Genomic DNA, 12,647 nt, shown 5'->3' with positions numbered 1-12,647 from the left:
CCGATGGTACTGCATTTGTGGGAGAGTAGGTCGTTGCCTTTTTTAATCCTCAACAAGAAATTGTTGAGGATTTTTTTGTTATAAACTTAAATGGAAATAGGACCCCCTCATGGATCCCGATCAGAAGTTGTTGGGTTTTGTAATTAAGTTAAATATTTTTTTCATTGTTAATTTTTTATTAATTTAAAAAAAAGAAAAAAAATTTAATAGTTCATTTTCATTATTCCCAATTTCACTTTGTTGATTAATAGCATCTTTATTTCTTCAATTTTAGTGTCTTAATTACTTTATTACTTAATGTGATGTTTAAAACGTATTCTCTATTTTTTAAATGATCAGTACTAAGGTCAATGTTTTTATTTTCTTCTGAATTTGAATCAATATATTTATTCATAACTATTAGTATTTAAGGAGTTTACTGCAGATTATTGTGCAATATAAAAACTGAAATACAAAGCCGTATACTAATGAATAAATCGAGTATTTAAAGTAAATCATAATGAACAGAACTTAAAACTAATTTTGTTGTAAAATAATTATTTTACTTATCGTTTTGTTTTCTGCTGATATTTTTAATAAATAAACTCCAGATTCTTGGTTCTTTAAATTAATTTCTTTGGTGTTTTTAAATGTCTTAACTTTTATACCCAAAACCGAAAAAACTTCAATAGTATCTATTTGATAATTGGTCTTTATGCTGAAGATTGCATTTGAAGGATTTGGATAAATTTCTACCATAGATACTAGTTCATTATCCGATATACTTAAAGTTGGTTGTGCTATATATTCTGTTGCCAAATCATCATCGATAAGCTTAAAAGTATTTAGAGAAGCATGCGTCCAAACACTTCCTTCACTATCTATAGCGAGAGATGCTGGTCTATAATGGTCTAAAGATGGCATTATAGAATTATAATCTTCAATAACAATGTTTTCTACTATTGGGTTAGCATCAGATGGGTTTTTTATTGTGGTTATAGAAGCATTGTCGTTATTAAGTAAATAGGTTTTACCATTGATGTCTACTATAATATCAATTAGATTGTATAACTCAGAATAATCGATAGCTTTAAAATCGTAAAACACTCCAGCTTCTTGATAAATTGCCGCAGTATTGCCCAAAAACCAAACACCTCCATTTGGTGCAGCTACTATTTTACGTAAGTAACTTATACTACCAACTGATGATAAATCGTAAGTTGTAGATGTCAATGCAGTGGTATCAAATTTTTTAATTTCTAACGCACCAGCTGTTGAATATTGCATAAACCAAGCATCTCCATTATCATCTACTGCAAAATAATAGGCTTGTTGGTACCAATCTTCTCCTAAATCATAAGAGGTTAAAAGCGCATCGTCTTTATAAACATCTATTTTTTTATTTGCATGATCAAATATCCAAATCTGATTTCCAACACGTTTTATATCAGTGGCTTGGTTAGCATTCTCTTGAATTGAAATAGCATTAGGGAAATCTATTTTTCTAATTTCACTAGGACTTCCGCCTTGTATAATCGCTTTGTTGTCATCATCTATAGCAGCAGACTGTGATAAATATTGTAAATCTATGGTTTGGAGCTTATCTTCACTATCTCTATAAAGTACTAAATTATCGTACCTATTAAACCACCAAACGCCTCCATTCTCGTCTGATAAATTTTTAGTAAAACGTCTATTCATTCTATAGGATAGGTTGCCTTCTTCATTATCGTTACGTCCAGACCACACATCATTATCGTTAATAATAACTTCATAATTAAAGTTTATACCGCTAGAATAGTCTCTTGTAGTATAATAGAACTTATTATTTCTGTAGTATATATTATCAGGAATATAAGTTACTGGTACACCTAAAGTTGTTAAGTCTTCTTTTGGTAGAAGAGTCCAAGTTGGAGAATCATTTTCAATGGTTAGTTTTACTAAACCATTGTAATTATAAGCAGCGGCCCAAATTAACCCATTATCGTCTAATGCTAGCGTGTTGAATTTAATATTTACGGCAGCATTATCTGGTCTTGGTAATTGGTATGTTGTATAGGTTTCTGTGGTAATATTAAATTTTACAATAGCACCATCGTAAGCTTCATTATTTGCAAGCCATAAATCATTATTAGCATCGATTTGTAAATCATTTATACGATCAAAAGGCAAACTTGGAGTTGTTGTAGTGTCATAATATGTTATAGGCGCTGAATTACCCAAATTTGAAACATTTAATTTATAAAGCCCATATGTATACTTACTAAAACCTCCTATGTAAATAAAATCATTATGATAAAGTAGTTTTGTTTTACCGAGTCCTATTGTGGTAGAACCTGTGCTTAGTCCTATTGTACCTAAATTTTTTATAAGTTTAAGTGTTTGGTTTGCATCATTATACATATAAAGATATGTTGTGCTTGTCTTCGTTGCAAATACCCAAGTTATATCTCTGTCTTCATCGTAAACCATTTGTTGAGGGTATCTATTATCTGGAAAATTAACAGATGTAAAGGTTTTTGTAAGGCGGTCGTAAACATTCAATACTGCACCAGCGTTATTACCTTGAATAATTATTTTGCCATTTGGCAAAACCAAACCTGTTTGTATAGTTGGCAAATACGTGCTTCCCCAAAGTGGCACAGCAATATGTGGTAAGTTGTCCCAAGTACCATCTGCCTTTCTAATAGAAATACCATAACCAGTGAGATAATATTCATCTTCATTAAAATGATTAGGAAACATTCGTAAAACACGTCTATCACTAAGTCCATAGCTTCGTTCTACAACGCCTAGATTGTTGTTTCTATCGCAAAAACTTAATTTTCCGGCTGCTTCAGGCATGGTATTGCCACATTCGTTAATGTAAAATGCGAGTTTTGTGCCAGTTGTAAAGGCTTCTGTTTTTGTTATTTGAGCACTTATTGTTATTGAAAAAATAAATGCTAATGAGAGTAATAATGTTTTCATAATAGTGCTTTTTTTATATATTAATTCGTGTTTGATTTAGAAGCTTCTAATTCGTATTCTTTTTTGGCTCCTTGTATTTTTTCATCTTCCATAACTCGCTCTAAATACCACTTTACATCTTTAGAAGTTTGAGAGCTTAATGTGAAAAGTATTTTTTTAGGGATGGTGTGCTTATTATTTTCGCCATATTGTTGAAGTTCTAGAACACTACTTTTTACAAGATTCCATCCTTTTTTAAACTGAATATCTGCACTTCTTTCAATTTCACGATCATCATAATAAGAGTATCCTCGTATACATTTTTCTTTATAACTAAAAGCTCTGTCTACATAAATCCAATAATACCTATTACCTATATTTTCGTCGAAATTTTCTTTTATTAACATTTCCTCATCAGAAACGATAGATACATAAGCTACAAAAGCATCATATTTTTTTACGTACATTGGTGGATATAACTGCGAATAAACATCATCGTAAGGTGTTTTAAAAAGGGGTTTTCCAGTCATATCCACCTCTCCTTTATCCTTACATATTAGCATATTGAATTGGCTTTCAAAATGAGAATTCATATGATTTTTACCTAGGGCTTTTATATCATATTCTGGCAAATTCAAATGAACAATGCCCTTTTCATCAATCTTACCTAGTACAATTTCATCTCCACTGTTTTGCCATTGAACAAGTTCAAAACCACCTTTGGCATAATCTAATTCCCCTTTAAATTGGTTTTCTATTTTAGGTAATGAAGCTTTAGTTTGCGATTGTTGTGTCTTGCACGAAAGAAATAGCGCAGAAACAATTAATAAAAGTGTATAAATTTTAGTTGTCATAATTACAGTTTTTGAGCTTTAAACTTTCCTTCGGTAATCACTTTTGTAGAATCATCTGCTGGATTAAATCCTGTAAACGAAAAAGTTCCTTTTACATAAGAATTAGTGTTTTCTGTAATGGTAATTGTGCCAGAACCTCCATCTTCGGTTGCTGCCCATACAGCATAAGGATTAATCACTTGATAAAACAGTACATAATCTTCTGATATCGTTGCAGAAAATGTTCCAGTAGAAACAGGACTTTCTAATGAAAAACCAAAGGAAGACTCTTCACCAACACCTCTGATGAAATAAATATCCGTGTTATCTTGAAAAGCACTAATTGTTACATAATCTGTTGAAAAATTAACACCATCTACTTTAGCTGTTAAATAATAATCGCTTTGGTCTGCGTTAGAATCATCATCACTAGAGCAGCTTGTTAATGATGCTGTTAGTAATATTAAAATGACTACAGTTTTTGAGAATAATATCTTTAATGTTTTGCTCTCATTATCTCTATTGATTTTTTTGAGTTCGTAATTTTTCTTTGAATAGTTCATAATTTTGGGTTTTTAATTTTTAATTTCAGAATTTAGATCCATAAACTCATAGTCACTAACTACAATAGTTTTTGGCGATTTCTCTAAGGCGACACATGTCATTTTTGCGCTATATTTCTTTTTCTTTTTATGAGTCATATCCATTTCCATAACGATACTGTTCTCTGCTTTTTCCATCCATTTCGGATTAAAGCCTTTTTGTGTAGTTTTCAAATGATTTCCATATACCTGATTAAAACTAACAGGAGAATCCATAGCCATATACATGGTCATTTCTAATTCATCGTTTTCTACTTTGAAACCTTGACATTCATAACCCAATATCGTTTTATTTCCAATTTCTATAAATGTATATTCATCTATATTTGTTTCTTCTTGTTCAGCTACATCTTCAATATCTATAGTTGGATTCTTAAGAAGCGTACCAGATTTAACATCCTCTGTTTCCATAAAAATTGCCATGATACCTAGTTCTTTGTCAAACACCATAAACATGCCGTTTGCAATAGGGTTATCTTCCACTTCTGGCTGAGACCCAAAATACTTGGAACTAGGTTTTAGGTAATAGGTCATATTTACATTGCCTTTTTTATGTTGCATCTGCATGGTGTATTTCCACTCAAAATCATAGCTTTCTGGTAAAATAGATGGATCTGCCTGAGCACCTTCAAAATCAATATCGAATATCTTATCCATACCTTTTCCTGTCATTTCAGCTGCTTTATTCGATGTTTTTCTTACAATAACTTCTTCAACAGCTTGCCCTGCTTTTTCAGTTAATTTTTTCCAAAACTGAGCGTGGCTTGTATGGCAGATAAATAAAAATACGATGGTAAGTAATAATGGTTTTAGAGTTTTCATGATCGTTGTTTTTAGTTTTGGTTGCTAACGCGTTTATTTTTTAGTGTCTTAATTCGAAAAAGGCAAACATGCGTATGCATCTTTTTATATATAACTACTGCATGCTTTTAAGTTTTAGTTATGGTAATTGTTTTAATAATTTTTCCTTTAGAAAAAATATTCAAGACATAACTTCCATCTTTTAAATAATCTATATGTAAATTAATTTCTGGTTTTGAAGACAATAGTTCTCCATCAAATATGAGCTTGTCTTTGTCAAACATATTATTTAACAATTAATTTGATGTAAAACTATAGTAAGGTGGCTAGAAGGCTTATAAACTATGTAACAAAGTGTTTAAACTATGTAACAAACGCTATTTTATATAGTTGGCTGGAGAAACATTATAAGCGTCCTTAAAACATTTACTGAAGTAAGAAACAGAGTTAAAACCTACGCTGTAAGCAATTTCACTTATAGTAAGTTGCGATGCTTTTAATAATGGAAGCGATGCTTTTAAACGTTGGCTTTTTATAAATTCTGAAGTGGTTAAACCTGTTAATGCTTTTAATTTTCGGTGCAGTTGCATTCTACTCATTAACATATTTTTGCTTAAAAGCTCTGAATTAAAATCGGTATTCGTAATGTTTTTATTTAAAACTTCTTTTAGTTTTTTTAGAAATTGTTGGTCTACAGAAGTGGTTTTAATATCGCTTAGATTAAAAGAATTGCTATAACGTTGTTGTAGTTGTTGACGTAATTCAATTAATTTTTCAACACGTATTTTAAGTTTATTATTATTAAATGGTTTTGTAATATAATCGTCGGCTCCAGTTTTTAAGCCAATAATTTCATTTTTATCGCCACTTTTGGCAGTAAGTAGAATAATAGGGATATGGCTTGTACGTTCGTCTAATTTTAGGGTATTGCAAAGTTCAATACCACTAATTCTTGGCATCATAATATCGCTAATAATGATGTCCGGTATGTATTTTAAAGCATTTGCAATGCCTTGTTCACCATCTGTAGCTTTTTTTATCGTATAATCCTGTTCGAAAATAGAGCTTATAAATTGCCTAATATCCTCGTCATCTTCAACAATAAGTAGTAATGGTTTATTTTTATTATTTTTTGTTTTTGAAATTGGTTCTATGGTATTTGGACTATTTTGGATAACAGGATTCTCTACTGTTTGAAGTTCAATAATTTCTGATGAATTATAAAACGAACGTTCTATGGGTAGTGTTACAGTAAACTGAATTTCATCATCATTCATGGTATGCGCGATGATGTTTCCATGAGACAATGTCACTAATTCTTTAACGAGTGATAAACCAATACCAACACCATCTGCAGTTTTGTTATTTTGATAATACCGAGTGAATAATTTATTTAGTTCTTCTTCTGGTACTGTATTTCCATTATTGATTACCGAAATAATAATTTGACCATTTTGTACAATAGCTTCAAAATGAATCTTTCCATTTTTTGGTGTATATTTTACCGCATTGGATAATAAATTGATTATAATTTTTTCAATGACATCTTTATCAAACCAGGCATCATTAATGGTTTTCATTTGATGTGTAAATACAATGTTTTTTTCTTTAGTTTTAAATTGAAAAGCAGCAATAAGTTGCTTAAGCAATACGGTTAAATTTCCTTTAGAAACTGATAAATTTAAATTTCCTGTTTCAAGTTTTGACAAATCCAGTAATTGATCAACAAGATTTAAAAGGCGTTGCGAATTGCGTTGAACAAGTGTTAACTCTTTTTTATCTTTATTTGAAAGTTTAGGGTTGCTTAATTGGTTTTCAATGGGGCCTGAAATTAAAGTGAGTGGCGTTCGAAATTCATGAGATAGATTTGTATATAATCGTGTTTTAAATTCATTAAGTTTCTTTAAGCGTTTGGTTTCTTCATGTTCAAATTTCAATTTCATTTTCATGTACCAACGCCATTTTAAATAATAATATATGGCATAAGATAGAAGTGCAAACAAAAATATATAAATGCAAATGGCAAGTGTACTCAAGTACCAGGGTTGTTTTATTGTAAATGTATAGGTCGCAGGCGTTTCATTCCAAACACGATCGTAACTACATGAAATAACTTTAAAAGTATAGGTGTTGGGTGGTAAATTTGTATAATGTGCTATGTTGTTATTTCCAGACTCAATCCAATCAACATCATGGTTTATCAATTGATACTTAAATAAATTACGTGCTGGTTGTGAAAAGTGAAGACTTGAAAAAGTAAATGTTACGGTATTTTCATGATCTTGTAATTTCGAATTTTTAATTAATGGACGCACTTTCGAGAAGACTTCAAATTTAGAGATAATGGTTTTTGGTTTTATGGTATTGTAAGTAAGGTTTTCTGGATGAAACCAATTAATGCCTTCTAAACCTCCAAAAAACAAATTACCTTTCTTATCTTTAAAATAAGCTCCTGTATTGAATTCACTACTCTGAAGACCATCAAAAACACTGAAATTCTCAAAACTTTTAGCATTTTCCGAAGCATTAAAACAACTCAATCCGTTATTAGTACTTAACCAAAGTTTACCTTTATTATCTGGTAAGATACCATAAACAACATCGTTTGGAAGTCCGTCTTTTTCAGTATAGGTTTTAGTGGTGTTTTTGGTAATATCATATTCCTTTAATCCAGCACCATTGGTTCCAATCCATAGAAAATTATTATAAGCGTAAAGCGATTTAATTTTCTGGTCTATACCATTAAGTTTGGTAATTTTATTTGTGGTTGTATTCAATTTAAAAACACCGTTATTATCTGTTCCTATCCAAATAATTCCGTTATCTGATTTTACTAAGGTTTTTATATTATTAGAAGTTAGAGCCGAATTCTCCCTATTGTATTCTTTTATAATGCCTTTGTTTTTGTCGAATAATATAATGCCATGGAGTTCTGTGCATAACCATTTTTGGGTTGGAGATTCATTTATAATCTGCCAGATTGTAAAGTTTTCTAACTCTGAATATGATTTCAAATTCCCTGAAGCATCCATAGTATTGAGTCCATGTGCTTGATGGCCAATCCATAATTCGTTGTAGTTGGAGTTAAGACTAACAATTCTGTTACTAGAGAGTTTAGAATTATCAGACGTAAAGGTTCTGTAAGTTTCTGCTCTTATATCAAAATAGGTTAAACCTTTACCAGAGGTGCCAATCCAAAGGTTTTCATTAACATCCGTAGTTATACTTCTTACCATATCTACATTAACACTTTTTGGAACTTGATTGTTTGTTAATATATTGAATTTTATTAAATGCTCGTCATAATAACTAGCCCCTGTACCATCAGAACCAAACCAGATTATCCCAGTTTTATCTTCATATAGTGATAAGATATCATTATAATGAATAGCAAACGGGTTATTTTTGTTAGCCTTAAAATTGGTTACTTTATTGGTTTTGTTGTTTATTAAATACACCCCATTGCCATAAGTTGCAATCCAGAGTCTACCTTTTTTATCTACTAATAAATCTTCTATATTTAAATTTTCGGGCAGATTTGTATTATTGTATTTTTTGAATTCGTTACTATTTAGTGGTTTAAAAAACAAGCCTTTGCCATAGGTTCCTAACCAGGCATCACCGTTCGTGGTTTTCTCTAGAACGCTAAAACTAGTGTTGGATGATTCGTTTATTTTTTCATATGAATTATTGCTATTGATTTTATAGATATTATTAGCAGCTGCAACAATCAAATCATTTTCTATTTCAATATAATCGTAAATTGTTCTAAATCTATCGTCATGTTTTAAAATTTGAATGGTATCATTAGTTTCGGCATCAATTTTTAACAATCCGTTGTCATATAGGCCTATATACATATTTAAATTTTTATCCTGAAAAATGGAACTAGCTGCATGTGGCAATTTAATATGCTTAAAGTTGTCTGTTTTATTTTGATATAACTCAAGCTTTCCCGAGTGAGTAATAATCCAAAGTTTATTTTGTTTATCTATATATACCTTTCCAAGTTTGCTAAATGTGTTTCTTGTAATATCTTCAAACTGTTTTTCATAATGGATAAAATGTCTGCCATCATATTTGTTTAAGCCGTCTTGGGTTGCAAACCATAAATAACCAATACTATCTTGAGCGATACTAATGACGCTGTTTTGTGAAAGTCCATCACGTATAGATAATGTGCTAAAAGCAAATTGTTTTGGTATGGTAAGGTCTGTTTTAATTTCTTTTTGACCGTGCATTGAGCAAGTCCAAAATAGTAAACTAAAAAGAAAAGATATGCACTTGTTTTTAGTGAACATTAATGCCATAATTCATATTGGCTTGAGGGATTTTCTTAATAAGGCTATTGCTAAGGTAATACTTTTTTGTTTTTTATAATTAAATTGTTGGTAATCTGTTTATTGCGAATAAAATATTTTAATTTACTAGATTTAAATGTATGTCCTTAGATGTGTTATACTAAATTTGAACTCTTATAATTGCAGTGCTAGGCACGCCTTGTTCAGTATAAAGAATTTTCTTGTGATAACACTAATTTATTAGGCTTTGTTTTTTTAGAAATGGAGATTGCGGTTTTATAAGCTCGTTTTGGTTAAATGTATTATTTTTCTGATATATTTATGGAAGAAAACGAAAAATTGATTATTAAGAAATACAAGTAATTGTTGCTAATAAACTAATCGACAATTTAAGTTTAGCAATAGATTTGTAAACATGTTTTCGGGAGTAATAATAGCTATCTCTTTTTTTAGTGTTCCATGAAATATTTAGAGTGTTATTAGTTGTAATTAAGTGCTATAGGTTAAATATAGGCTGAAAGTTTAATAAGAAGTAAATTCATATAGAGGATAGCGCTGTTTTAAACTTTTATTAAAAATTCGCATTATTGCAATTAAGATATTATCAAATTCGTAAAAAGTTTTTGATATATTTTTGTTTTGTTAATAATTTGTGATTTGGCAGAAATTGTTACAAATCTGCTATACTTTAACTCCTTTCATATGGAAAAGGGGCCATTTTCAAAGTCAATTTTTGTATATTCGCAACGCAAAAATGGTATCCTTATTTTTATACACCATTTTTTAGATATAATAACTCACAAAAAATCACACGAATGTCTAAAATTATTTACACGAAAACGGACGAAGCTCCGGCTTTAGCAACACGTTCTTTTTTACCTATTGTTCAAACTTTTGTAAAATCGGCGGGAATTAAAATGGAAACGAAAGATATTTCGTTAGCTGCAAGGATTTTAGCTGTTTTTCATGATTTTTTGAATGAAAACCAAAAGGTTTCGGACGATTTAGCTTTTTTGGGAGAATTGGTAAAACAACCTGAAGCAAACATTATTAAATTACCAAATATTAGTGCATCTCTAACTCAATTAAAATCTGCTATTTCAGAACTGCAAAGTAAAGGTTTTGCTATTCCGAGTTATACAAATGAGCCTAAAACTGACGCGGAAAAAGAAATTAAATCGCGTTATGATAAAATTAAAGGTAGTGCGGTAAACCCTGTTTTACGTGAAGGAAATAGTGATCGTCGTGCTCCAAAAGCAGTGAAAAATTACGCGAGAAACAATCCACATTCAATGGGAGCGTGGTCTAGTGATTCTAAAACTCACGTGGCAACTATGAGTTCTGGAGATTTTGCTAATAACGAAAAATCGATAACACTTCCAGAAGAAACGAGTATAAAAATAGAACATACTGACACTAACGGTAATGTTACTGTTTTAAAAGATAGTTTTAAAATATTAAAAGGTGAAATTATTGATGCTACTGTTTTGAGTAAAAAGGCATTAATTAAGTTTTTTGAAATTGAATTTGCAGATGCTAAAGCAAAAGGTGTATTATTATCGTTGCATATGAAAGCTACGATGATGAAAGTGAGTGATCCTATCATCTTCGGTCATGCAGTACGTGTATATTTAAAAGATGTATTTGAAAAATATGGAGAGGTTTTTGATGAAATTGGTGTTGATGTAAATAACGGATATGGTAATTTAGTTGAAAATTTAAAAGTATTGCCAGAAGCAAAACAAACCGAAATTAAAGCTGCTATCGATGCTGCTTTCACAAATGGAGCAAATTTAGCGATGGTAAATAGTGATAAAGGAATTACAAATTTGCATGTGCCAAGTGATGTTATTATCGATGCATCTATGCCTGCGATGATTCGTACTTCGGGACAAATGTATAATGCTGCAGGAAAACTTCAGGATACTAAAGCCGTAATTCCAGATAGTAGTTATGCAGGTATTTATACAGCAACTATCGATTTTTGTAAAAAACATGGAGCTTTCAATCCAACTACAATGGGTACGGTACCAAATGTTGGTTTAATGGCTCAAAAAGCTGAAGAATACGGTTCTCACGATAAAACTTTTGAAATACCATCAAATGGTGTAGTAAAAGTTGTTGATGCATCTGGAGCTACTTTATTGGAGCATAATGTAGAAGCCGGTGATATTTGGAGAATGTGTCAAGCTAAAGATGCACCAATCCAAGACTGGGTTAAACTTGCTGTAACTCGTGCTAGAGCTTCGGAAACACCAGCTGTTTTTTGGTTAGATAAAAATAGAGCACACGATGCTGAGCTTATTAAAAAAGTAAATACATATTTAAAAGATTACGATACTACAGGTTTAGATTTAAGAATTTTATCTCCAATTGATGCTACGCTTTTTACTTGCGAACGTTTAAAAGAAGGTAAAGACACAATTTCTGTCTCAGGAAATGTATTACGTGATTATTTAACAGATTTATTCCCAATTTTAGAAGTGGGAACTAGTGCTAAAATGTTATCTATTGTTCCTTTGATGAATGGTGGTGGTTTATTTGAAACGGGAGCGGGTGGTTCTGCTCCAAAACACGTGCAACAATTATTAGAAGAAAATCACTTACGCTGGGATTCTTTAGGTGAATTTTTGGCACTTGCTGTATCATTAGATCATTTTAGTTTAGCAAATAATAATCCTAAAGCGAAAATATTGGGTGAAACGCTAGATAACGCTACCGATAAATTATTAGAAAACAGAAAAGGACCTTCTAGAAAAGTTGGAGAGTTGGATAATAGAGGAAGTCATTTTTACTTAGCGATGTATTGGGCACAAGAATTGGCAAACCAAACAGAAGATCAAGCTTTAAAAGCTGAGTTTACTCCAATGGCTAAGCAATTAGCGGATAATGAAAGTGTTATTGTTAAAGAACTTATCGATATACAAGGTTCTCCAGTAGATCTAGGTGGTTACTATGAGCCAAACGAAGATTTAATAAATAATGCAATGAGACCTAGTAAAACATTTAATAGTATTTTGAATTAAGAATACACTAAAACGTTTTTATATTATAAAAAAAGCATCCGTTTGGGTGCTTTTTTTTATGATTTAAAGTTTTTATTCTTGTATAAAATATTTACTACTCCATTATAAATAGATTAATGTTTATAGAGTTCATTGCGTTTTCTAAAGGTATCATTA

The 12,647-nt window shown here is 30.8% G+C and carries 7 protein-coding genes; 1 reads left to right on the top strand and 6 read right to left on the bottom strand.

Going from position 1 to position 12,647, the window contains the following annotated elements:
• Positions 1 to 516: 516 nt before the first annotated feature.
• The 6 genes from M4I23_RS08090 to M4I23_RS08065 all read right to left on the bottom strand — a co-directional run bounded on the left by M4I23_RS08090 (position 517) and on the right by M4I23_RS08065 (position 9,405).
• Complete coding sequence (locus tag M4I23_RS08090) at positions 517 to 2,949, bottom strand: T9SS type A sorting domain-containing protein (protein WP_249754051.1); 2,433 nt, start codon at positions 2,947 to 2,949, stop codon at positions 517 to 519.
• A gap of 20 nt (positions 2,950 to 2,969) precedes the next feature.
• Positions 2,970 to 3,782, bottom strand: a complete 813-nt coding sequence (locus M4I23_RS08085; protein ID WP_158848952.1) for a hypothetical protein — start codon at positions 3,780 to 3,782, stop codon at positions 2,970 to 2,972.
• Between the two features lie 2 nt (positions 3,783 to 3,784).
• Positions 3,785 to 4,324, bottom strand: a complete 540-nt coding sequence (locus M4I23_RS08080; protein ID WP_158848954.1) for a DUF6252 family protein — start codon at positions 4,322 to 4,324, stop codon at positions 3,785 to 3,787.
• 12 nt (positions 4,325 to 4,336) lie between these two features.
• On the bottom strand, positions 4,337 to 5,185 hold the full coding sequence (locus tag M4I23_RS08075) for a DUF4412 domain-containing protein (protein WP_158848956.1): 849 nt from the start codon (positions 5,183 to 5,185) through the stop codon (positions 4,337 to 4,339).
• Positions 5,186 to 5,292: 107 nt separating this feature from the next.
• Positions 5,293 to 5,448, bottom strand: coding sequence for a hypothetical protein (locus tag M4I23_RS08070; RefSeq protein ID WP_158848958.1), 156 nt, complete (start codon positions 5,446 to 5,448; stop codon positions 5,293 to 5,295).
• Between the two features lie 93 nt (positions 5,449 to 5,541).
• Complete coding sequence (locus M4I23_RS08065; protein WP_158848960.1) at positions 5,542 to 9,405, bottom strand: two-component regulator propeller domain-containing protein; 3,864 nt, start codon at positions 9,403 to 9,405, stop codon at positions 5,542 to 5,544.
• Between the two features lie 875 nt (positions 9,406 to 10,280).
• On the opposite strand from M4I23_RS08065, the gene M4I23_RS08060 reads away from it, so the two are divergent.
• The gene (locus M4I23_RS08060; protein ID WP_249754050.1) at positions 10,281 to 12,491 is read left to right on the top strand and encodes an NADP-dependent isocitrate dehydrogenase; all 2,211 of its coding nucleotides are present in this window, start codon (positions 10,281 to 10,283) and stop codon (positions 12,489 to 12,491) included.
• Positions 12,492 to 12,647 lie beyond the last annotated feature (156 nt).

The sequence above is a fragment of the Algibacter sp. L4_22 genome, from assembly GCF_023473045.1.
Taxonomy (GTDB): Bacteria; Bacteroidota; Bacteroidia; order Flavobacteriales; family Flavobacteriaceae; genus Algibacter.
Note: the sequence above shows the minus strand (reverse complement) of the source record. Positions and strands in the feature narration are given on the sequence as shown.

Bases quoted from the DNA above. Each gene is read 5' to 3' on its own strand.
- M4I23_RS08090 (WP_249754051.1), bottom strand. From the start codon at position 2,949: ATGAAAACATTATTACTCTCATTAGCATTTATTTTTTCAATAACAATA.
- M4I23_RS08085 (WP_158848952.1), bottom strand. From the start codon at position 3,782: ATGACAACTAAAATTTATACACTTTTATTAATTGTTTCTGCGCTATTT.
- M4I23_RS08080 (WP_158848954.1), bottom strand. From the start codon at position 4,324: ATGAACTATTCAAAGAAAAATTACGAACTCAAAAAAATCAATAGAGAT.
- M4I23_RS08075 (WP_158848956.1), bottom strand. From the start codon at position 5,185: ATGAAAACTCTAAAACCATTATTACTTACCATCGTATTTTTATTTATC.
- M4I23_RS08070 (WP_158848958.1), bottom strand. From the start codon at position 5,448: ATGTTTGACAAAGACAAGCTCATATTTGATGGAGAACTATTGTCTTCA.
- M4I23_RS08065 (WP_158848960.1), bottom strand. From the start codon at position 9,405: ATGCACGGTCAAAAAGAAATTAAAACAGACCTTACCATACCAAAACAA.
- M4I23_RS08060 (WP_249754050.1), top strand. From the start codon at position 10,281: ATGTCTAAAATTATTTACACGAAAACGGACGAAGCTCCGGCTTTAGCA.